Below are 20,826 nucleotides of genomic sequence, written 5' to 3'. Positions count from 1 at the left end.
GCATCAGCGCCCGGCATAGCGCGGCGCGCGCTTTTCCGCGAATGCCTTGCGCCCCTCGATGCGGTCTTCGGAATCGCGCAGCGCGCCCCACGCCATCTCCGTGAATTCGAGCGCCTGCGCGAGTGGTACGTTGGCGCTGGTCTCGATGACCTTCTTGATCATCTGCACGGCGAGCGGTCCGTTCGCGGCGATCGTGCGCGCGAGTTGCAGGCTTTCTTCCAGCAGCGCTTGGGGTTCCGTCAGATCGGATACGAGACCGACTCGATGCGCATAGGCTGCGTCGATCCTGCCGCCGGTGAGCAGCATCTTCATCGCGATGGCCGACGGCACGGCGCGTTGCAGCGCCTGAATCCCGCACACGCCCGGAATGCTCGCAACCACCGCTTCCGGCAAGCCGAACACCGCGCTCTTCGACGCGATGCGCAGATCGCATTGCAGCGCCAGTTCGAGGCCGCCGCCGAGGCAATAGCCGTTGATCGCGGCGATCAGCGGCTTGAAGATGCGCAGCGAGCCGAGTTCCATGAGACGCACGTAGATGCCCTCCGCGCCGGCGCGTTCGAGCGGCTTCACGAAGGACGCGCCGAACGAGGTCGAAGGCGGCAAGCTGCGCTTGAGATCCGCGCCGACACAGAACGACTTGGTCCCCGCGCCGGTGATCACGATCACGCGCACGTCATCGTCGTCGCGGGCATCGGCGAGACGCGCGCGCAGTTCAATCAGCGTATCGAGATCGAGCGCATTGAGCGCTTCGGGCCGGTCGAGTGTCAGCGTGGCGACGTGCGCGGACACGGCATAGCGAATCGTCATGATGGCCTCCGTGTCTCAAACGCTCGGCGACGCAAGCGAGCGCCCGCCGCACACATAAAGCGTCTGGCCGGTGATGTACGACGCCTCGCGCCGCGCGAAGAAACGCACGGCCTCGGCGATGTCCTCCGGCGTGCCGATGCGCTGCACCGGCACCGACTGCTTCAGCTTCTCCTGAAGCGCGGTATCGAAGGCCTGGAACAGCGGCGTATCGACGATGCCCGGCGCGACCGCATTGACCGTCACGCCATCGCGTGCCCATTCGAGCGCGAGGCTGCGCGTGAGACTCACGACGCCGCCCTTCGCCGCCGAATAGTTCACCTGGCCCACGCCGCCGAGCCACGCACGCGACGAGATGTTCACGATGCGCCCATGACGCGCCGCGCTCATGTGTCCGAGCACCGCGCGGCAACACAGGAACTGCGACTTGAGATTGACGTCGATCACGGCGTCCCAGTCGTCGTCGCTCATGCGGGTGATGCGCTTGTCGCGCACGATGCCCGCGTTGTTCACCAGCACGTCGATGCGTCCATGGCGTTCCATCACGCTTTCCACGGCTTGGCTGACCGATGCGCTGTCGGTTACATCGACGGCCAGCGCCATGACGTCGACGCCGGCTGCGGCGAGCGTCGTGGCGGCCTCGTCGAGCGCCGCACGATCGCGATCGAACAGCGCGATGTGCCGGCCGTCGCGCGCCAGGCCCTGTGCGATGCCGAAGCCGATTCCCTTCGCGCCGCCCGTGACGATGGCGACCTCGCTTGCTGAAGCATTCATTGCTGTCTCCGTGAACGAATGCCCTGATCGTAGGCCGCACCCTGTCATGCGCTCAAACGACATTTTTTGCGCGCTTGATTGAGTTTTCGTGATGGCGTTTTCGATTGAGAAGAAGTCAATCGAGCACGCAAAAAATGTCGTTTGAGCGCGCGGCGGGCCGAACCTAGGATGCGTCCAGCACATACCCACACGGAGACGCCGCCATGCACACCACCTTGCCCCACGTCGCGGAACCCGCCGCGACGCCGCTCAGCCGAACGCAAAAGAAAGCGATCGTCGCGGCCACGCTCGGCACCATCGTCGAGTTCACGGACTGGATCATCTACGCGACCTTCGCTTCTTTGTTCTCGCGGCAGTTCTTTCCCGCGCACAACCCCGGCATCGCGCTGCTCGCGGCCTTCGCCGTGTTCGCCGTGGGCTTCGTGATGCGGCCGATCGGCGGCGCGCTGCTCGGCGCCTATGCCGACCGGCACGGCCGCAAGAACGGCCTCGCACTCTCGGTCGCGCTGATGGCGGGCAGCTCGCTCGTGATCGCCGTGTGTCCGGGCCATGCGTCGATCGGCGTCGCGGCGCCGCTCGTGCTGGTCGCCGCGCGGCTCGTGCAGGGCTTCGCGGCCGGCGGCGAGTTCGGCTCGGCATCGACCTTCCTGATGGAATCGGCGGCGCCCGCGCGACGCGGCTTCGCGGGCTCGTGGCAGCACTTCGCGGTCAACGCGGGCGTGCTCGTGGCGGCCTCCATCGGCGCGCTGCTGACGTCGGTCATCGATGCCCCCGCGATGGCCGCGTGGGGCTGGCGCATCGGCTTCGCGATCGCGGGCCTGATGGGCTTCGTCGCGCTGTGGGTGCGGCTCGCCGTCGCCGAAACGGATGCCTTCAGGAAGACCGCGTCCGCCCGGCAACACACGCGGCATCCGTTCGTCACGATCATCCGCGAGCATCGACGCGCGGCGCTCCGCGTGATCGGCATCGCCATGGCGGGCAATCTCTGCATCTATCTCTGGCTCGTGCTGTTCCCGACCCTCGCCCACATGCGCGGCCTGCCGCTGCGCGATGCCTTCAGTGCCAGCGTGGTGTCCATCGTGGTGTCGCTCGTCGCGATTCCGCTGCTCGGCATGCTGTCGGACCGCATCGGCCGCAAGCCCGTGCTGCTCGCGTTCGCCGCCGGTTCCGCGCTGTTCGCGTGGCCGGCGCTGCACTTCCTCTCGAACGACTACTGGAGCGCGACCGTCATCGTCACCCTCGGCATGCTGCTTTCGTCCGGATTCGCCGCGACCTGCGCCACCGTGATGGCCGAACAGTTCCCGGCGCACGTCCGCGCCACCGGCGTCGCGCTGCCCTATGCGCTCTCGGCCGCGCTCTTCGGCGGCACGCTGCCCACCATCGTCACCGCGATGGCGAACGCCGGCATCGTCGATTACCTGTGGATCTATGTGGCCGCCGTCTGCGTGCTCGGCTGCATCGTCTATGCGCGCATGCCGGAAACGCGCGGCAAGACGCTCGACTAAGACCCGCTTGACCGATTTCCTTATCCCAATGCAATGGAGGCAATGATGCGCAACGTGGTGATTGGCGGCGTCGGCATGACGTCATTCGGCAAGTTTCTCGAACGCAATCTCAAGTCGCTTTCGGAAGAGGCGGTGTCGCTCGCGCTGAAGGACGCGCATGTGCACGTCGATGACGTGGATCGCGTGTTCTTCGGCAATGCAGCGGCGGGCGTCGTCACGGGACAGGAGATGATCCGGGCGCAATCGTCGCTGCGCCATACCGGACTCGACGGCAAGCCGATGTTCAACGTCGAGAACGCCTGTGCGTCCGGCAGTTCGGCGCTGCATCTCGCTTGGCTTTCGGTGGCGTCGGGTCAATCGGAGACGGCGCTGGTCGTCGGCGTGGAAAAGCTCTCGCACGAAGACAAGGCGGTGTCGTTCGGCGCGTTCGCCAAGGCCGTCGATCTCGAAGAGCCGCTGCCCGAAGGCGTGACGGCCGGCACCGGCTCGCTGTTCATGGATCTGTACGCGGCGAAGGCACGCAAGTGGATGGCCCGGACCGGCGCCGAGGCCAGCGACTTCGCGCGAGTCGTCGTGAAAAGCCGTCATGCGGGCTCGCTCAATCCGCACGCGCAGTTTCGCAAGGAGACGAGCGTCGAGGAAGTGCTGTCGAGCCGCATGGTGAGCGATCCGCTGACGCTGTTCATGTGCTCATCCATCGGCGACGGTGGCGCGGCCGTGTTCATCTGCTCCGAGTCCTTCGCGGCGCGGCACGACATCCGCCCGGTGTTCATTCGCGCGAGTTCGATCGTATCGGCGAAAGCGGACGGCACGGGCGAACTGGTCGCGGTGCGCGCCGCGCGCGAGGCGTATGAACAGGCCGGCATCGGTCCGGAGGACGTGCATGTGGTCGAGTTGCACGATGCCTCGGCGCCCGCCGAGCTGATCCACTACGAGAACCTCGGCCTGTGCGCGCCCGGCGATGCACCGAAGCTGATCCGTTCGGGCGATACCGGCATCGGCGGCAGGATTTCGGTGAATCCGAGCGGCGGTCTGCTGTCGCGTGGCCATCCGGTCGGGGCGACGGGTGTGGCGCAGATCGTCGAGCTGACGCAGCAGTTGCGCGGCCAGGCCGGCGCGCGGCAGCGGCCGGGCGCGAAGGTCGCGCTCGCGGAAAACAACGGCGGTCAGCTCGCGGGCGACTCGGCGGTCGCGCTGGTCACGCTTCTTTCGACGTAAGCGGCCCCGCTTCCACCGTCACATTGCCGCGCTCGCTGAAACGGGCGAGCAGCGGCGCTTCGGCCAGCGCATCGGTGACGAGCGTCCAGTTGCGGTCCAGCGGCGTCCAGTGCTGCTGGCTCGCGCGTTCGAGCTTGTTCGACGTGACCAGCACGAACACGCCCGCCGCCTGCGCAACGATGCATTCCTTCAGATACGCCTGCTCCGCCGTCGCCTCGCACAGCCCGCGGCCCGCGACGACGCCGTCCGCGCCGAGGAACGCCTTGTCGAAGGTGACGCGCGTCAGCCCCACCTGCGCGATGGGTCCGAGCGTGCTCATGCTGGACGGCCGCACATCGCCGCCGATCAGCGTCACGCGCACATCCGCCGCCGCGAGCGCGCCCACGGCGAGCAGATTGTTGGTCACCACATGAATCGCCGTGCGCCCGGCAAGCAGGCGTGCCAGTGCGGCGGTCGTGGTGCCGCCGTCGAGGAAAATGGTGTCGCCGTCCTGCACGTGACGCACCGCCGCGCGGGCGATCGCTTCCTTCTGTTCCCGGAAACTCTCGCGGCGCGTGTCCAGCGATTCCTCCGGTTCATGCATGCCCACCGACGCCGCGCCGCCGTAGGTGCGCACGAGCCGCCGCTCGCCGGCGAGCGCGCTCAGGTCGCGGCGCACCGTCGCTTCCGACATGCCGAAGTGCTCGCACAGCGCGGCGACGTCGTTCATGCCGGACAGCACGGCCTTGAGCATCGCTTCGCGGCGTTTCTCTACTTTCATCCTGTTTCCTGATTCGATGGCTTCCCGGCGGGACGCACAGTGTAGCGAACCCGGCGGGCTCGCCGCACGCTTGCTGTTTGATCGTTTCGCTCATCTTCCGATACACCAAATGATCGAAACGATCAGTAGAAACCCGCACACTGCGCAAATTGCGCGAACCGGGCGATAGCGCTACACTCCAAATTGATCGAATCAATCATATTCTGCGTGATTCGGCCAGAAACCACTTGGAGACATGCATGGCTCAGATTCACATCAAGCGCGCCGTCGAGCGCGTGCCCGGCGGGATGATGATCGTCCCCCTGCTGATCGGCTCGCTGATCGCGACTTTCGCGCCGGGCATGCCGAAGTTCTTCGGCTCGTTCACGAACGCGCTGTTCACCGGTTCGCTGCCGATTCTCGCGGTGTTCTATGTCTGCATGGGCGCGGGCATCGACGTGAAGGCGACGCCTTACCTGCTGCGCAAGGGCGGCGCGCTGTTCGCGACCAAGGTCGGGACGGCGATTGTCGCGGGCATCGTGCTCGGGCATTTCCTCGGCGAGCAGCCGGTCAGCTCGGGCTTGTTCGCGGGCATCTCGACGCTGGCCGTCGTCGCCGCGATGAACGACACCAACGGCGGTCTCTACATGGCGCTGATGGGCCAGTACGGCCGCTCGGAGGACGTGGGCGCATACACCATCATGTCGCTCGAATCCGGTCCGTTCCTGACCATGGTCACGCTGGGCGTCGCGGGCCTTTCGGCGTTTCCGTGGCCGACGCTCGTCGGCAGCATCCTGCCGCTCGCAGTCGGCATGCTGCTCGGCAATCTCGACCGCGAGATGCGCGCGTTCCTCGGCCGTGCCGTGCCGGTGATGATTCCGTTCTTTGCGCTGGCGCTCGGCGCAAGCCTCGATCTCCACAAGGTCTGGCAGGCGGGATTGCTCGGCATTGGTCTGGGTTTCGCGGTCGTGATCGTGACGGGCATTCCGCTGTATTTCGCCGACCGTCTCAGTGGTGGCACGGGTGTCGCCGGTGCGGCGGCCGCGAATACCGCGGGCAATGCAGCGGCGGTGCCGGCGCTGATCGCGGCGGCCAATCCGGTCTATAACGAAGCGGCCAAATCGGCGACGCTGCTGGTGGCCGCCTGCGTGGTGGTGACGGCCATCGTCTCGCCGATCCTGACAGCGTCGATCGCGAAACGCGCCAACGCCCGGGATCAGGCGCGCGCCACCGCGAAGACACGCGAGGCCACGCAATGAACAGCTTGCTGATCGTCGCCGACGATCTCTCGGGCGCCGCCGACTGCGCCATCGCGTTTGCGGCGGCGGGCCGCAGGACGGTGGTGTCGCTCGACGCGCACACGCCGCCTCAGGACGCAGCCGTGATCGCCGCCGATACCGACACGCGCCGCCTCGCGCCCGCCGAAGCCGCGCAGCGCGTGGCTGCTGCGTGGCAGGCGCTGCGCGCGCCGGGCCGGCGGCTCTACAAGAAGATCGATTCGACCTTGCGCGGCAACTGGACCGCCGAAGTCGCGGCGCTCGCGCGGCTCGCGGGACCAGCCATCGTCGCGCCCGCCTTTCCGGCCACCGGCCGCGCGGTGCGCGATGGCCGCGTGATCGTGCGCGGCGTGCCGCTCGAAGAAACCGAGACCTGGCAGCTGGAACACGCCGGCCAGAACCCCGAACTGCGCGCGATGCTCGACATGGTGGGACTGCGCGTCGCGCATGTATCGCTCGAAGCGTTCCGCGCCGCGCCGCAGGATGTCGCGGCGATGGTGATGGCGGCGGCGGCTTCAACGGACGGCGTCGATGCCATCATCGTCGATGCCGAGACCAGCGAGGATCTCGCCTCGCTCGCCCGCGTGACGGCGGCGCTCGATGCGTCGTTCTTCTGGGTCGGCTCGGGCGGGCTTGCGCGCGAACTCGCCGCGTTGCCCGATCTCTTCGCCACCGAAGCCGATACCCACGGCGCCCGTCCGTTCGACGGCACGCAAGGCCCGATCCTCGCGCTGGTCGGCAGTCTCTCGGCGATCTCGGAGCGCCAGTGCGCGCTGCTCGGCGCGGAAGCCGGCGTCCGCGAGATGATCGTGCCGCCCGCCGTGCTGCGCGACGGCGCGCGTCATCCGGAGTGGCAAGCGTGGCATGAACGCATTGGCCGAACGGTGCGGGATCGCGAGGACGCGATCGTGCGCATCGGCCGCGACGATGCCTTCGATCCGGCCGAAGGCGCGCGCCTGTCGAACGCTCTTGCCGCGCTCGTCGCGCCTCATTTCAACGAGTTGGGCGGACTGATCGCGACCGGCGGCGAAACCGCGCGCGCGATGCTCGCTGCCGCCCGTGTCGGCAGTCTCGAGCTGTTGCGCGAGGTGGAAGCCGGCGTCGCGCTCGGCAGGCCCGCGAACGGCGCGGGGCCGGCCATCGTCACCAAGGCGGGCGCGTTCGGCAGCGAGCATGCGCTGCTTGGCGCCTACCTGCACTTGCGCGGCGCGGACCTTCCCGTCGCGCGCCAGTAACCGAATTCACCCCGAATCCAGACGAAACATCATGAGCAACTACCTCCCCGTAATCGGCATCACGATGGGCGACGCAAGCGGCGTCGGTCCGGAAGTCGTCGTCAAGAGCCTCGCGCACGATGCGGTCTACCAGCAGTGCCGTCCGCTCGTGATCGGCGATGCGCGCCGCCTCGAACGCGCGATCGAACTCACCGGCGTCAGCGCCAGCGTGCGACGCATCCAGGGCGCGCCGGAAGCGCGTTATGAGCGCGGCACGATCGATTGCATCGACCTCGGCCTGATTCCCGATGATCTGCCGTTCGGCCAGCTGTCCGCCGTCGCGGGCGATGCCGCGTATCAATACATCGCGCGCGCAGTCGAACTCGCGCAGGCCGGCCAGATCGACGCGATCTGCACCGCGCCGCTGAACAAGGAAGCGCTGCATGCGGGCGGCCACAAGTATCCGGGCCACACGGAAATGCTGGCGCACCTGACGGGCGTCGACGAAGTCTCGATGATGCTGGTCGCGCCGCAACTGCGCGTGATCCACGTGACGACGCATATCGGCATCATCGACGCCATCCGCAAGATCGAGCCGGGTCTGGTCCAGCGCACGATCGAACGCGGCAACGCGACGCTCATCAAGGCGGGGATCAGCAAGCCGCGCATCGGCGTATGCGGGATCAATCCGCATGCGGGCGAGAACGGTCTGTTCGGCTATGGCGAGGAAGAAGAGAAGATCATTCCGGCGGTGAAGGTGCTGCAGGAACGCGGCCTCGACGTGACCGGCCCGCTGCCCGCCGATACGCTGTTCTATCGCGCCGGACGCGGCGATTTCGATCTCGTCGTCGCGATGTATCACGACCAGGGGCACGGTCCCGTGAAGGTGCTGGGTCTCGAAGCGGGCGTCAACGTGACGGTCGGGCTGGAGGTGATCCGCACGTCGGTGGATCATGGCACGGCATTCGATATCGCCGGCAAGGGCATCGCCGATGAAGGCAGCATGCTCGAAGCGCTGCGGCAAGGCGCGGAACTGGCGACGCGGCGTCACTGAGCTAGGTCACTGAGCTACGTCACTGAGCGGCGGGTCGAGCGCGAGCGCGCGGTCAGCGCGACAATGGGGGCTTCTTCCTCACGAAGCACGCGCGCCCATCCATCATGTCCGCTCAAACGTCCGCTTCAGCTTCCGATACGCTTCACGCGCTCTGGCGCATCGCCGGCTTGCCCGACGATGCGCTTTCTTTCATCGACCTCCCGGGCCGCGAGCCGGTCTTTCCATCGAGCTTCGCCATTGGCACGGCGGCGCAGGCGAGCGTCGCCGCAGCGGCGCTTGCCGCGTGCGAACTGGCGCATGCGCGGGGCGTCGAGCGGCAGCGCGTGTCAGTGGACATGACGCACGCGGCCGTGGAATGCACGGGCGCCTTCACCGTCGATGGGCAAGCACCCGAGACATGGGGACGCTTCTCCGGCCTGTATCGCTGCGCCGACGGCTACGTGCGCATTCACGCGAACTTCGAACATCATCAGGATGGCGCGCTGCGCCTGCTCGGTCTCGATCCGAAGACGGCGACGCGCGCGGACGCAGAGCACGCGATGCTGGCCTGGCGCGGCCGTGAATTCGAGGACGCTGCGGCGGCGCAAGGGCTGGTCGTCACGATGCTGCGCACCTTCGACGAATGGGACGCGACGCCTCAGGCGCGTGCGATCGCCGCGCAGCCGTTGATGACGCTGACCCGTATCGGCGATGCGCCGCCGCGCGCGCTGCCTGCGTTGGCAGAAGCCGCGCGGCCGCTCGACGGCATTCGTGTGCTCGACTTCACGCGCATTCTTGCGGGACCGGTCGGCGGGCGCGCGCTGGCTGCGTTCGGCGCGGACGTCATGCTGGTGAACGCGCCGCATCCGCCGAACATTCCGGCGATCGCGGACACGAGTCGCGGCAAGCGTTCGGCGCTGCTCGACTTGCGCACGGAGCGGGATCGTGCGGCGCTCGGGCAACTGATCGACGAGGCGCATGTGTTCTCGCAGGGCTATCGGCCGGGCGGGCTGGCGGCGCTCGGTTTCGGGCCGGATGCGCTGGCGGCGCGGCGGACGGGCATCGTTTATGTCTCGCTGACGGCGTACGGCACGGAAGGACCGTGGGCGCAACGGCGCGGGTTCGATTCGCTCGTGCAGACGGCGATGGGCTTCAACGCAGCCGAAGGCGAAGCGGCCGGCGACGGCAAGCCGCGTGCATTGCCCATGCAGATGCTCGACATGGCGAGCGGCTTCCTGATGGCGTTCGGCGCGGCGGCGGCGCTGTGGCGGCAACAGCGCGAAGGCGGGAGCTGGCATGTGCAGGTCTCGCTCGCGCAGACGGGGCAGTGGTTGCGCGGACTGGGGCGCGTGGAAGGCGGCATCGCCGCACCGACGCCGGAGGTCGCGCCGTTCATGACGCGGTATGCGTCGGGCTTTGGCGAGCTGGTGGCGGTGACGCCGAGCGCGCAACTGGCGCGGACGCCGGCGGGGTATGCGCGGGAGTCGGTGAGGCCGGGGGCGGGGGAGGCGCGGTGGTGAGGAATGTCCCGCCAATCAATGCCACAGCGTGCCGATCAGGAATGGCATAGCGCCCTGGATACAAACCTCATCTCAAGTTTCGTCCGAACGTTCCGATAACGCGTGGCAGGCGCGCCTTCCCGCGCGCCCACCATGCTCATCGACAAGAACAACCTCCAACGTTCCCATGAAACTGCTCCCGAAAGTGATGCTGCTAGCCCTGCCCGTTCTCGCCGCCTGCGGAGGCGGAGGAAGCGACGAAACATGTGTCACGAACGGAGACCTCACGAAGACCTGCGTCGCCAGGACGTCGCATGCGATTCCCGAAGGCATCTGGTTCGGCGCGACGGACACGGGCCTTGCCGCGCAGACCATCGTGCTCGAGACCGGGCAGTACTTCAGCATCTATACGTTGAATCAGGATCTGGTCTGGATGACCGAAGGCTTCGTCACCGCCACCAACGGCGCATTCACCGATCCGGCGGTCGTCGCGCTGCACTACACCGGCGAGATCATCGCGGGCACGCTCAGCGGCACCTTCACGGCGAAGAGCGCGTTCTCGGCGACGAGTTCGATCAACACCAAGCCGAACACCACCGCGCTGAACTTCAACGGCAACTACAACGCCACCTACGACACGCCGCTCGCCATCGGCGATGTGCTGGGCACGTGGACCAACCCGGGCAGCATCACGACCGTCTCGACGATCACCTTCGCCGCAAACGGCGCAGTTACCGGTTCGCAGGGCGCCTGCACGTTCACCGGCAACTTCAAGCCGCGCGCGACCGGCAAGCACATTCTCGACGGCTCGCTCAACTTCACCAGCGCCGCGTGCGCCACCGGCGGCGGCGTGACGATGCCGGTCGAGGCGACCGTCGTGAACAATCAGATGAGCATCGTGGGCGTGACGCCGCAGCGTTCCACGGCGTTCTTCATGGCGGCGACGCGCTGATTCTTCGCGCAGCGGCACGTCACCGGGGTCACTCGTAGACGATCGCCGCTGCCCCTTCAGCCACCTCGCACCGCACCGGCACCCGACGCGCCAACGCGCACAGCAACTCGTAGCCGATCGTACCGGACGGCTCCGCCACTTCATCGACGCTGACATGCGCGCCCCACAGCTCGACCGGCGCGCCGATACCCGCCGCCGGGCAGGGCGTGAGATCGACCGTGAGCATGTCCATCGACACGCGCCCGACGATCCGCGTCCGCACGCCCGCCACCATGACCGGCGTGCCGGCCGGCGCGTGCCGCGGATAGCCATCCGCGTAACCGCACGCCACCACGCCGACGCGCATCGGTCGATCCGTCGTGAAGGTTCGGCCATAGCCGGTCGTCTCGCCGGGCTGCATCGTCTGCACGCCGATGATGCGGCTTTCCAGCGTCATCGCCGCGCGCAGCGGGTTGCCCGCGATATGACGCGCGCACCCGCTCGGCGACGCGCCATAGAGGATCGTCCCGGGCCGCACCCAGTCGCGATGCGCCCGCGGGTGCCACAGCACCGCCGCCGAGTTCGACAGTGACCGCGTGCCCGGCAGGTTGCGCGTGACGGCGTCGAAGGCGTCGACTTGCCAGTCGATCGCGCCATCATCGGCGTTGGCGAAATGGGTCATCAGCCCGATCGAACCGATCGACCCGATCCGCGACGCACGCAGCCACGCACGCTCATAGTCCGCCGGACGGAAGCCCAGCCGGTTCATCCCCGAGTTCATCTTCAACTGGATGTCGATGCGCTCACGCGGGCGGGCGGCTTCGAGCATGTCGAGCTGTTCGTCGCAGTGCACGGTGACATGCAGGCGATACCGGTCCGCCACCAGCACGTCAGCCGGTTCGAAAACGCCTTCCAGCAGCAGCACCGGCTTGTGCCAGCCGAGCTCGCGCACGCGCACGGCTTCGTCGAGATCGAGCAGCGCGATGCCGTCGGCCTCGGCAAGCGCCGGATAAATGCGCTCGATGCCGTGACCATACGCGTTCGCCTTGATCACGGCCCACACGCGCGATGTCGGCACCGTGTCCCGGACGAATTGCAGGTTGTGACGGATGGCGTCGAGAAGAATGCGTGCGGAAATCGGACGTGGCATGCGTGCTCCCCGGCATGGGCCGCCTGATCGGACGCGCCATGCTGCTTTTGTGAAAGAAGGCAGTGGAAGCACGAATCGTATCGGCCGGAAGGCAGTTTTTGTTATCGTATTCGCGCCGAATTTTGGTGGAAGACGCTGCCCGCCAAACACGCAGCCCAAGCTTCGCGACGCGTGCTTTCCGGCGTATCGTGAGGCTCACGCCGCATGCGGCGAAGGAGATCGCCATGACCGACGCCCGTCGTCTTGCCTGCCTGCGCATCGTGCTCGTGATCGTTGGGCTGATCGCGCTGTTCGCCGTCTATCCCCTGATGCTGCTCTGGCCTTCCGGCTGGGCCTGGGAAGGCACGCACGAAGGCCGCTCGGAGTACGCGCTGATGATCGTCGGCCTCTACGCGACGCTCGGCGTGTTCCTGCTGATCGCCTCGCGCGATCCGCTGCGGCACCTGAGTCTCATCTGGTTCACGGTGTGGTCGAGCATCGTGCACGGCGCCATCATGGCCGTGCAGTCATTCGGCGGCACGCAGTCTCATGCGCATATCGGCCATCTGGCCGGCGATGTGCCGGCGCTGTTCATCGTCGCCGCCGCGCTCGCGTACTTCACGCCGCGCCGCGGGCAGGCAGGCAAGCTCAGTTGAGATAGCCGAGATGCTCGGCCAGGATCACGCAGCCGACGCCCATCAGGATCAGCCCGCCGACAATCTCCGCCCGCTTGCCGATGGTCGCGCCCACGAGCCGCCCGACCATCACGCCGATGGTCACCATCAGCATGGTCGCGAAGCCGATGGTCGCGGCCGTGGAGAAGATATCGACATCGATGAACGCGAGGCCCGCGCCGACCGCCATGGCATCGATGCTGGTGGCGAAGCCGGTGAGCGCGAGCACCCAGAACGAGTGGGAGTTGGGCTTTTCTTCCTCATGCTCCACGGCGCGCAGGCCTTCGCGAATCATGCGCGCGCCGAGCAGACCCAGCAGCGCGAACGCAATCCAGTGGTCCCACGCGGTGACGTACTGCGCGGCCGCCTTGCCAAGCGCCCAGCCGACGAGCGGCGTCAGCGCCTCGATCACACCGAAGATCACGCCGGTCTTCAGGGCCTCGGCAATGCGCGGCTTGTGCAACGTGGCGCCTTTGCCGACGGCGGCCGCGAAGGCGTCGGTGGACATGGCGAAGGCGAGGAATAGTGTGGAGGCGAGGTTCATCGAGTAGCGCTCTGGTCGGGCAAGATGGAACGACAGAACGCGCGCCCGACCGGTCGCGGATTCTGTCGATGGTCTTGCCAACCCTTGACGGTTGCCCATGCCACGGTCCGAACGACCGAGCGTGTTGACATGGACGCTTTCCCGAACGGAAAGCCGGCTACTCCCCAGCGAAGAGCCGTGAGCTTAACATGACTCCTGGGCCGTTCCTGCGCGTTCACGACAGGTTGCGGTACAGTGGGTACGTTATGCCGCAGTTTCCACCGCATGCCAACCCGCTCATGACGGAGGCGCCATGCAGGCAGGCCAGCTTACCCACGCGGCTGCGAAAGACGCAGTCGAACGGCTCTATCGCGCATTTGCCACGCACGATCTCATGCTGCTGCGCGAGGCCGTCACACCGGACTGGGCGTATCTTCCCGAACCGCCCGGAGAGCGTCCCGGTCCCGACCAGATGATTCCCATCTTCGCCGATCTCGCCATTGCGCTACCCGACATGCGCATCGAGATCCTGGACATGCTGGTGCAGGATGATCGCGTGGGCGTACGCGCCGAAGTGAGCGGCACACAGGCCGGGCCGCTGATGGGCATCGCCGCCACCCGCAAGCCGCTTCGTTTCGCGATTCACTCCTTCCACGAGATACGCGGCGACCGCGTCTCGCAAACCTGGCATCTCGAAGACTGGCTCAGCGTATTCCGCCAGCTCGACGCCGTGCCGTCCGGGATCAGGCCATCGCCCTGAAAGTACTTCCGGATTGATGCTCAGGCGCGCCGCGCCTTGCCTTTCGCGCCGCGCGAGGCGGTCTGCCGCACCACATGTTCGACACACAAGCCGACGAGCGTCGCGTCCAGGCGCTCCAGCGCGCGAGCGGCTTCGCGGAGCGCGGCGGCATCGGTGCCGAAGGAATCGGAGAACAGCCACTCGCGCTGCCGGGCGGCTTCGCGCGTCGCCTGCACGGCTTCGCTCAATTCCGGCATGCGCGCAAAGCCCGCCGCGCGCGCCTTCTTTTCCAGACAGGCCACCAGTTGGTCCAGCGGCGCGGGCTCCACGCTCTCCACGAATAACGAGAGAAAGCGCAACACGCTGCCCTGCAAGCGCCGATGCGCATCGACGAGATCCCGAAGCGGCTCGGCGCGTTCGCGATCGCGCGCGGCCTGCACGGTAATGATGCTGGCGCCCAGGCTCGAATCGGCCGGGGCGGACGTGGCGGGTGATCGTGATCGTGTGCGGGTCAACATGGTAGCCAGTGACAGGTTCTTCGCGTTGAATGCAATGCGCTATGTATTTTGAAATATAACGCATCCGTCTTTGACACGGCATTCCGACCGTTCGGCCCAATCAAAAGCAGGGCTTCCGAGGGTCTACCGTTTCGTGCGTTTGCCTGGCGACGCCACGCCTTGATTTCGCGCGCAACCAGCGTCTATAGTCATCTACGCACGCTCCCACACGTTCCCGCAGCTTCGCCAAACAAGGCCTTCGCGGCCTCTTCCTGTCCCTTCCGCAGAACGTGCGTGCACCGGCCAGACGCCCGCCGCCGACGCGCATTCCCATCGAACCATCACAACGCCGCGTCCCTCCGGTTCGCATCCGCCCAACTAATTCGATATCGGCAACGGTTCGGGGTATCGCTTCGATATTTCTCGCGTCCTTCCTCATCATGAAACTCGTCCACAAGTTCGGCGCGCTCACGCTGCCCCTGTTGCTCGCGGCGTGCGGCGGCGGCTCGGACAGCGCCGGCCCCGCCGCGGTCAGCGATGCCGCGCGCCCGGTCATTCCCGCGCCGCTCACGTACCCGAGTGCCCGCGACATCGCCTACGGCATCAACGGCCACAACAACACCGGCGCGTACGCCCTTTCGAGCCCGGCGCTGCAACGGTCGCAATTGCGCGATCTCAACGTGAAGATGTACCGCATCGAGGTGCGCGATGCGCCAGGCGCCCGAACCCTCGCCAACGTCGCCAGGACGATGGCCGCCAGCGGCATCACCGTGTATCCGGTCATCCTGCTCGAACTCAATTTCGCCGGCGAGAGCGATGCCTACAGCGCCGCGTATTCCATCGCCCGGCAGATCGTCGCGGTGCAGCGCTACGCGTACTACGAAGTGACCAACGAACTCGCGGCGCAATGTCTCGTCGGCTGGGTGGACGGCGTGCGCAGCACCGACTTCGACAACACGCGCTTCCAGATTGCACGCGGCGTGGTGCGCGGGTTGATCGCGGGGATAAAGTCGCTGGATCCGCTGGGCAAGATCGTGATCGGCGGCAACACCTGGATGCACTATGGCTTCGATGTCATGCTCGCGAACGGCACGCAGCCCGACGGCACGACCGGTCATCCGAAAGTCACCTGGGACGTGACGGCCTGGCACTGGTATTCCGAGCAAGGCGATATCACCCACGCGTGCGGCGGCACGGGCTGCTACAACGTGATCGGCACCTTGAAGAGTTTCGGCAAGCCGGTGTGGATCAACGAAGTCGGTATCCGGCCGAGCTTTCCGGGCACCCAGCAACAGGCCGCCGATTACCTGTCGGTCAACATGCTGGGCGCGCTCAAGTCGATCTCCACGCAATACGGCATCACGTCACTGCAGGTCTACGAACTCTACGACGACCCCAGCGGCGGCGAAGGCCCGTACGGCATCATGCTGAACGACGGCAAGACGCCCAAGCCGGCCTACAGCGCGTTCAAGTCGTTCGTCGCGGCGCATCCGGCGCCGTGAGATCGCGCGCTCACTTCGCCAGCAGCCCGAACACGCCGACGCCGCTCTTCGTGCCCACATAGACCTTGCCGTTCGCGACGGTCGGCGTGATGAACTTGTTGCCCTGACCAAACTGGTCGCGTCCACTGGTGTCGCCGCTGTTGTAGAGCTGGGTCGCCAGGTTGCTTGCGTCGTAGGCGCGCAGCCCGGCGATGGTGCCGTTCTCCGCAGCCCACAGGATGCCGTTCGTGGCGCCATTGGCGGAAATGCTCGGCGTCGCGCCCGGCGCGCCGAAGGTGTTCGCGGTCTTGCTGGTGGGCGTCGCGGACAACGCAGCGTTCGCTACCGCGAACGCCTTGATGCTGTCGCCGATCGAACCGAAGTACACCGTGTTGTTGAAGTAGGCCGGCCCGGCGAACATCGGCCCCGTGATCTGCCCGACGAGTTCCTGATAGATGTGGTCGGCGTTCGAATCGAACTTGCCCATCGACAGGCGGTTGACCACGTAGATGGTCGAGTTCTTGCCCGCGCCCACCGCAAGATGCTGGACGGTGCCGTTTGCATCGGTGAAATCGGGCAACACCATCGCGCCGCCCGAGCCGAGGTCCTCGTCTTCGTTCGACTCCTGCACCGTGTTCGACGCCTCGAAGTAATCCTGCACCCGCAGCGGATTTGGGTCGATGCGCAGGAAGCCGTTGCCGTAGTTGCCGTTGATCGGCATTTCCTGGGCGTTTTGCGTCGGGTCGAAGGTGCCGTTGGCATCGAGCAGATAGATGCCCTGCCCGTCCGATGCCGGCCCCGCGCCGCTCATCCAGATCGCGCCCATCTGGCCGTTCGGCGTCAGGTTGAGCACGCTTGCCTGCTGGAGCGTGTCGGCGTTGTAGCCGATGACCCAGCCGGTGTACGGCATGAAATCGCAGTGCGAAGTCCAGGACGTGTACACGACGCCGTTCAACAGCAGCAACGCGGCCCGTTCGGCGTACTGGCCCGGCGTGAACGGCACCTGGCCGTTCTGGCTGCCCGCGCCGTTGCCCGGATAGCTCGCGGTGATTTCGGTCGGACCGTTGAAGAGCTCGGCGCCCGTGGTGACGTCGAGCGCGTGGATGCGCTGGTGATAGCCGCCCGACCCGTCCTTCGACATGCCGATCAAGTACATCACGCCATGCGGGCCGCGCGAACGGTCGATGACCGGCGTCGCCGTGACGCCGATGTTCGGCGTGATCTGAGCGCAGCCGTGGTCGTCGCTGGGCGACTCGCCGTTGCCGAGCGTCGAGACTTTCCAGAGCACGGCGCCGCTGTCGGCATCGAAGGCATAGACGTTCGCGTTCTCGGTCGCGACGTACAGCACATTGCGCGTGCCGCCCGCGATCGGCACGCCGGCCAGAAAGAGCGGCTGGGCATCGACGGCGCCGTCCACGTTGAACACGCCCACCTTGCCGAACGTCGCCGTATTGACGTTCGACGGCGTCAGGACGGTTTCGGCCAGTTGCTGGCCGGTTCGGGCGATGTCGTTGTGCCAGGTGGTGACGTCCATCGGATGACTGACGGCGGTGGTCGAGCCGTTGCCGTTGCTGCCGGAAGGACTGGAAGCGCCCGAGGCGCCTGATGCACCTGATGCACTCGATGCCCCCGCTGGGCTCGATGCCCCCGAAGCCCCTCCGCCGCCCGCCGCGGATGAGGAGGCGTCCCCGCCGGAGCCGCCCCCGCTGCATGCGCCGATGATGATCGCGAGCAGCGTGACGCCGATAGCAGCGGCACAGGCAGGAACGGGCGCTTTCATGTGCAACTCCTCGACGGAGAGACGGGACGATCTGGAACCATCGCGCCGACACTTCAACGCGACGGCGATCCGTCTAATCAGCTTACGAAATGCCCACACGGATGCGGTTTTATGAAAGCGTTTTATTGCACCGCATCAAAGTGTGCTAACCTAGGGTTATTACCTAGTTAGTTACCCCTAGTATGGAGTCCGCCATGGGAATCATCGCCGCCACCCCGATCGCCCTCGTTTCCTTCCTCGCCGCCAAGCTTCGCGCAGCCACGCGCGACGCGCTTCATACCCGCGCCAAGGTCAGCGCGCTGATGGCCGAAGCCTACCGGCGCGCGCAGTAATCTCGCGCCCCAACCGTCATTGCAGCGTGTAGGCAATGACGTAATCGCCGGCCTTGGTGCCGAGCGAGCCATGTCCGCCCGCGGTCACGAGCAAATACTGCTTGCCGCTGGCGTCCGCATAGCTCATCGGCGTCGACTGTCCGCCCGCCGGCAAGCGCGCTTCCCACAGCTTCCGGCCGTCGTGCACGTCGTAGGCGCGCACGTATTGATCGAGCGTGCCGGTCAGGAACGCAACGCCGCCCGCCGTCACGATCGTTCCGCCCAGACTCGGCACGCCGAGCGGCATCGGAATGGGCAAGGGCGCGCTGTCGACAATCGTGCCGTTCTTGTGCTGCCACGCAATCTTGTTCGTGCGCAGATCGACGCCCGCCATGTAACCCCACGGCGGCGCCTGGCAGGGAATGCCGAGCGGCGAAAGAAACGGGTTGATCTCGAAGCCGAACGGCGTACCGCGCGCCAGCTTGATGCCGCTGGTCTCGCTGACCACGCCGTCGCTCTTGCCTTCCGGGATCTTCTCGCGCGGAATCAGCTTCGACACGAACGCCATATAGTCCGGATTCGCGATCAGGATCTGCCGCACCGGATCGACTGAAATGCCGCCCCAGTCGAACACGCCGAAGTTGCCGGGGAACACCAGCGTGCCCTGCTCCGACGGCGGCGTGAACGGTCCGTCATAACGCAGGCTCTTGAACTTGATACGGCACCAGAGCTGATCGAACGGCGTCGTGCCCCACATGTCCGCCTCCCGGATGCGCGGCGGATTGAAGTTGAGCGCGGAAACCGCCTGCGTCGGCGATGTATGGTCGCCCTTGGCCGCGCCCTGCGGCACGGGCACTTCATTGATCGGCACGATCGGCTGGCCGGTCTCGCGATTCAGCACGTAGATGCTGCCCTGCTTCGTCGACGCGATGATCGCCGGCTGCGTGCCCTGCGCCGTCTGCAGGTCGACGAGCGTCGGCTGCCCGCCCACGTCCATGTCCCACAGGTCGTGATGCGTGAACTGATAGTTCCAGCGCAGCTTGCCGGTCGCGCCGTCCAGCGCGACGAGTCCCGCACCGAACTTCTCCGCCTGCGGCGTGCGTTGGCCGCCCCATTGATCCGGCGTCTGGTTGCCCATTGGCAGGTAGATCATGCCGCGCTTCTCGTCGACGCTGAACATCGACCACATGTTCGGCGAATTGCGGACGTAGGTGCCGCCCGCGGCGATCGGCTCGGTGGCGTCCGGATTGCCCGGATCCCAGTTCCAGACGAGATGGCCGTCGTTCACGTCGAACGCGCGGATCACGCCGGAAGGTTCGTTGTTCGATTCGTTGTCGGTCACGTGGCCGCCGACGATCACGAGGTTGTGGAACAGCGCCGGCGGCGAAGTCGAGTAATAGCCGCCCGGCGTGAACGGGCCGACGTTGGCGCGCAGATCGATCGCGCCGTCCTTGCCGAAGCTCGCGCAGGGCTTGCCGGTGTCGGCGTCGAGGGCGATCAGGCGGGCGTCGGCGGTGGGCAGGAACAGGCGGCGCGGGCACTCGGCAAGCGCGGTGGTTTGTGCGGGCGTTGTTACGGGTGCGGGTGCGGCGGGTACTGATGCTGCGGCGGCATCGGCTGGAGCGGAAGCGGCCACATCCAAAGGAGCTGATGCGGCGGCGTCTGAAGGCGCGGAAGCGGCCGCATCGGAAGGAGCAGCAGCCGCATGCATTGCCGGATCGTAATAAGCGACGCCCCGGCAAGTCATATGCTCCCAATGCTTGAAGCCGACCGGGCTCTGGATCTGCGGATCGAAGCGCCATTTTTCCTTGCCCGACGCGGCATCCAGCGCGATCACCTTGCTATGCGGCGTACACAGGAAAATCGTGTCGCCGACCTTGATCGGCGTGTTCTCGTCGGTGGTCTCGGTGGGATCGCCGGAACCGGGCATGTCGCCGGTGCGATAGGTCCAGGCCACTTTCAGCTGATGCGCGTTCTCCGGCGTGATCTGCGTCAGCGGCACATAACGCTGCGCGAGCGGCGAGCCGCCGTAATCGGTCCAGTCGCCCGGCTTGCGTCCGGTGCCGGCGTTCGTGTCGGGTTGATTGGCATCGGCGGCGGCTTCCACGTCGATGCGTCCGGACAGGTCGTGCGGATCGCGGAAATACGTGCCGGCGCCGAGCAGCAACGTGAGAATGATCGCCGCCGCCAGCGGCGTACGCGCGGCCCGCGCGGTGGAAGGCGGCCCAAACATGGCCCCGCGATGCACGAACGGAATCAGCAGCCAGATGGCGAGCACGAGCCAGACCCACAGGCGCGGCATCAGTTGCCAGAAATCGAAATGCACTTCGAAGACGGCCCACAGCGTCGAGCCGAACAGCACGAGCGCGAACAGCAGGAGCGCCGAGCGGCGCCGGATCAGCAGCAGCAATCCGGTCAGGACGATGGCCACGCCCGTGACCACGTAGTACCACGAGCCTTTCACCGCCACGAGGTAAGCGCCGCCGATCCCCAGCAGCACGCCGATGACGACGAACACGATGGCCGTGAAGAACGTGAGCGAATGAAGTCTTCCGTTGCCAGCCATGCTGGACTCCCTCAGTGACGATGAATGGCGAGACACGGCCGGCGGGCGGTCGTGGTTCGGACGCTGTCGCGTCGTCGTCAGGAGCAATCAACGTGCCGTTTCGGCGGATGAAAGCGCGCCATGGGTAAAGCT

The 20,826-nt window shown here is 66.5% G+C and carries 19 protein-coding genes and 1 riboswitch; of the genes, 11 read left to right on the top strand and 8 right to left on the bottom strand.

Annotation, left to right across the window (positions count from 1 at the left end; all coding sequences use genetic code 11):
- Nucleotides 1-3: 3 nt before the first annotated feature.
- Both QCE69_RS22155 and QCE69_RS22150 read right to left on the bottom strand, forming a co-directional pair.
- Nucleotides 4-807, bottom strand: a complete 804-nt coding sequence (locus QCE69_RS22155; protein WP_309923176.1) for an enoyl-CoA hydratase-related protein — start codon at nt 805-807, stop codon at nt 4-6.
- A 15-nt stretch (nt 808-822) separates the two neighbouring features.
- The gene (locus QCE69_RS22150) at nt 823-1,578 is read right to left on the bottom strand and encodes an SDR family NAD(P)-dependent oxidoreductase (protein ID WP_309923174.1); all 756 of its coding nucleotides are present in this window, start codon (nt 1,576-1,578) and stop codon (nt 823-825) included.
- A gap of 203 nt (nt 1,579-1,781) precedes the next feature.
- On the opposite strand from QCE69_RS22150, the gene QCE69_RS22145 reads away from it, so the two are divergent.
- A complete protein-coding gene (locus QCE69_RS22145) occupies nt 1,782-3,083 on the top strand; it encodes an MFS transporter (protein WP_309923172.1) in 1,302 nt (433 codons plus the stop codon).
- A 42-nt stretch (nt 3,084-3,125) separates the two neighbouring features.
- Complete coding sequence (locus QCE69_RS22140) at nt 3,126-4,301, top strand: thiolase family protein (protein WP_409021225.1); 1,176 nt, start codon at nt 3,126-3,128, stop codon at nt 4,299-4,301.
- Here the strand turns inward: QCE69_RS22140 and QCE69_RS22135 are convergent.
- Nucleotides 4,282-5,061, bottom strand: a complete 780-nt coding sequence (locus tag QCE69_RS22135; protein WP_309923170.1) for a DeoR/GlpR family DNA-binding transcription regulator — start codon at nt 5,059-5,061, stop codon at nt 4,282-4,284. The genes QCE69_RS22140 and QCE69_RS22135 overlap by 20 nt on opposite strands.
- 239 nt (nt 5,062-5,300) lie before the next feature.
- On the opposite strand from QCE69_RS22135, the gene QCE69_RS22130 reads away from it, so the two are divergent.
- From QCE69_RS22130 to QCE69_RS22110, 5 genes are all read left to right on the top strand, one after another.
- Nucleotides 5,301-6,299: a 2-keto-3-deoxygluconate permease gene (locus tag QCE69_RS22130; RefSeq protein ID WP_309933006.1), complete on the top strand. Its 999-nt coding sequence runs from the start codon at nt 5,301-5,303 to the stop codon at nt 6,297-6,299.
- Complete coding sequence (locus tag QCE69_RS22125; RefSeq protein WP_309933004.1) at nt 6,296-7,552, top strand: four-carbon acid sugar kinase family protein; 1,257 nt, start codon at nt 6,296-6,298, stop codon at nt 7,550-7,552. The genes QCE69_RS22130 and QCE69_RS22125 overlap by 4 nt, the downstream gene beginning before the upstream one ends.
- A 31-nt stretch (nt 7,553-7,583) precedes the next feature.
- Nucleotides 7,584-8,585, top strand: coding sequence for a 4-hydroxythreonine-4-phosphate dehydrogenase PdxA (pdxA, locus tag QCE69_RS22120; protein ID WP_309818294.1), 1,002 nt, complete (start codon nt 7,584-7,586; stop codon nt 8,583-8,585).
- Nucleotides 8,586-8,689: 104 nt separating this feature from the next.
- Entirely contained in the window at nt 8,690-10,084 is a 1,395-nt protein-coding gene (locus QCE69_RS22115; RefSeq protein ID WP_309933002.1) for a CoA transferase, read from the top strand.
- 166 nt (nt 10,085-10,250) lie between these two features.
- A complete protein-coding gene (locus QCE69_RS22110) occupies nt 10,251-11,015 on the top strand; it encodes a hypothetical protein (RefSeq protein WP_309933000.1) in 765 nt (254 codons plus the stop codon).
- Between the two features lie 28 nt (nt 11,016-11,043).
- Here QCE69_RS22110 and alr read toward each other — a convergent pair whose 3' ends face one another.
- Nucleotides 11,044-12,144: an alanine racemase gene (alr, locus tag QCE69_RS22105; RefSeq protein WP_309923161.1), complete on the bottom strand. Its 1,101-nt coding sequence runs from the start codon at nt 12,142-12,144 to the stop codon at nt 11,044-11,046.
- Between the two features lie 224 nt (nt 12,145-12,368).
- Between alr and QCE69_RS22100 the strand changes: the two genes are divergently transcribed.
- Nucleotides 12,369-12,779, top strand: coding sequence for a DUF6632 domain-containing protein (locus QCE69_RS22100; RefSeq protein WP_309923159.1), 411 nt, complete (start codon nt 12,369-12,371; stop codon nt 12,777-12,779).
- On the opposite strand, the gene mntP is transcribed toward QCE69_RS22100, so the two are convergent.
- On the bottom strand, nt 12,772-13,341 hold the full coding sequence (gene mntP, locus QCE69_RS22095) for a manganese efflux pump MntP (protein WP_309932998.1): 570 nt from the start codon (nt 13,339-13,341) through the stop codon (nt 12,772-12,774). The two genes, QCE69_RS22100 and mntP, sit on opposite strands and share 8 nt — an antisense overlap.
- Before the next feature lie 9 nt (nt 13,342-13,350).
- Nucleotides 13,351-13,519, bottom strand: a riboswitch (yybP-ykoY riboswitch).
- A gap of 114 nt (nt 13,520-13,633) precedes the next feature.
- On the opposite strand from mntP, the gene QCE69_RS22090 reads away from it, so the two are divergent.
- On the top strand, nt 13,634-14,080 hold the full coding sequence (locus QCE69_RS22090) for an ester cyclase (protein ID WP_309932997.1): 447 nt from the start codon (nt 13,634-13,636) through the stop codon (nt 14,078-14,080).
- A gap of 20 nt (nt 14,081-14,100) precedes the next feature.
- On the opposite strand, the gene QCE69_RS22085 is transcribed toward QCE69_RS22090, so the two are convergent.
- Entirely contained in the window at nt 14,101-14,577 is a 477-nt protein-coding gene (locus tag QCE69_RS22085; RefSeq protein ID WP_309923153.1) for a hypothetical protein, read from the bottom strand.
- 419 nt (nt 14,578-14,996) lie between these two features.
- On the opposite strand from QCE69_RS22085, the gene QCE69_RS22080 reads away from it, so the two are divergent.
- Nucleotides 14,997-16,058, top strand: a complete 1,062-nt coding sequence (locus tag QCE69_RS22080; RefSeq protein WP_309923151.1) for a lipopolysaccharide biosynthesis protein — start codon at nt 14,997-14,999, stop codon at nt 16,056-16,058.
- Nucleotides 16,059-16,068: 10 nt separating this feature from the next.
- Here the strand turns inward: QCE69_RS22080 and QCE69_RS22075 are convergent, their stop codons facing one another.
- Nucleotides 16,069-17,817, bottom strand: a complete 1,749-nt coding sequence (locus tag QCE69_RS22075; protein WP_309932996.1) for a PQQ-binding-like beta-propeller repeat protein — start codon at nt 17,815-17,817, stop codon at nt 16,069-16,071.
- A gap of 194 nt (nt 17,818-18,011) precedes the next feature.
- On the opposite strand from QCE69_RS22075, the gene QCE69_RS22070 reads away from it, so the two are divergent.
- Nucleotides 18,012-18,149, top strand: coding sequence for a hypothetical protein (locus QCE69_RS22070; protein WP_309923147.1), 138 nt, complete (start codon nt 18,012-18,014; stop codon nt 18,147-18,149).
- Between the two features lie 16 nt (nt 18,150-18,165).
- Here QCE69_RS22070 and QCE69_RS22065 read toward each other — a convergent pair whose 3' ends face one another.
- Complete coding sequence (locus QCE69_RS22065) at nt 18,166-20,694, bottom strand: glucose/quinate/shikimate family membrane-bound PQQ-dependent dehydrogenase (protein ID WP_309932995.1); 2,529 nt, start codon at nt 20,692-20,694, stop codon at nt 18,166-18,168.
- Nucleotides 20,695-20,826 lie beyond the last annotated feature (132 nt).

Source organism: Caballeronia sp. LZ032 (genome assembly GCF_031451315.1).
Lineage (GTDB): Bacteria > Pseudomonadota > Gammaproteobacteria > Burkholderiales > Burkholderiaceae > Caballeronia.
Note: the sequence above shows the minus strand (reverse complement) of the source record. Positions and strands in the feature narration are given on the sequence as shown.

Coding starts and splice junctions, on each gene's coding strand:
- QCE69_RS22140 (WP_409021225.1), top strand. CDS start 3,126: ATGATGCGCAACGTGGTGATTGGCGGCGTCGGCATGACGTCATTCGGC.
- QCE69_RS22130 (WP_309933006.1), top strand. CDS start 5,301: ATGGCTCAGATTCACATCAAGCGCGCCGTCGAGCGCGTGCCCGGCGGG.
- QCE69_RS22145 (WP_309923172.1), top strand. CDS start 1,782: ATGCACACCACCTTGCCCCACGTCGCGGAACCCGCCGCGACGCCGCTC.
- pdxA (WP_309818294.1), top strand. CDS start 7,584: ATGAGCAACTACCTCCCCGTAATCGGCATCACGATGGGCGACGCAAGC.
- QCE69_RS22155 (WP_309923176.1), bottom strand. CDS start 807: ATGACGATTCGCTATGCCGTGTCCGCGCACGTCGCCACGCTGACACTC.
- QCE69_RS22125 (WP_309933004.1), top strand. CDS start 6,296: ATGAACAGCTTGCTGATCGTCGCCGACGATCTCTCGGGCGCCGCCGAC.
- QCE69_RS22090 (WP_309932997.1), top strand. CDS start 13,634: ATGCAGGCAGGCCAGCTTACCCACGCGGCTGCGAAAGACGCAGTCGAA.
- QCE69_RS22065 (WP_309932995.1), bottom strand. CDS start 20,694: ATGGCTGGCAACGGAAGACTTCATTCGCTCACGTTCTTCACGGCCATC.
- QCE69_RS22080 (WP_309923151.1), top strand. CDS start 14,997: ATGAAACTCGTCCACAAGTTCGGCGCGCTCACGCTGCCCCTGTTGCTC.
- QCE69_RS22150 (WP_309923174.1), bottom strand. CDS start 1,578: ATGAATGCTTCAGCAAGCGAGGTCGCCATCGTCACGGGCGGCGCGAAG.
- QCE69_RS22070 (WP_309923147.1), top strand. CDS start 18,012: ATGGGAATCATCGCCGCCACCCCGATCGCCCTCGTTTCCTTCCTCGCC.
- QCE69_RS22075 (WP_309932996.1), bottom strand. CDS start 17,817: ATGAAAGCGCCCGTTCCTGCCTGTGCCGCTGCTATCGGCGTCACGCTG.
- alr (WP_309923161.1), bottom strand. CDS start 12,144: ATGCCACGTCCGATTTCCGCACGCATTCTTCTCGACGCCATCCGTCAC.
- QCE69_RS22100 (WP_309923159.1), top strand. CDS start 12,369: ATGACCGACGCCCGTCGTCTTGCCTGCCTGCGCATCGTGCTCGTGATC.
- mntP (WP_309932998.1), bottom strand. CDS start 13,341: ATGAACCTCGCCTCCACACTATTCCTCGCCTTCGCCATGTCCACCGAC.
- QCE69_RS22085 (WP_309923153.1), bottom strand. CDS start 14,577: ATGTTGACCCGCACACGATCACGATCACCCGCCACGTCCGCCCCGGCC.
- QCE69_RS22135 (WP_309923170.1), bottom strand. CDS start 5,061: ATGAAAGTAGAGAAACGCCGCGAAGCGATGCTCAAGGCCGTGCTGTCC.
- QCE69_RS22115 (WP_309933002.1), top strand. CDS start 8,690: ATGTCCGCTCAAACGTCCGCTTCAGCTTCCGATACGCTTCACGCGCTC.
- QCE69_RS22110 (WP_309933000.1), top strand. CDS start 10,251: ATGAAACTGCTCCCGAAAGTGATGCTGCTAGCCCTGCCCGTTCTCGCC.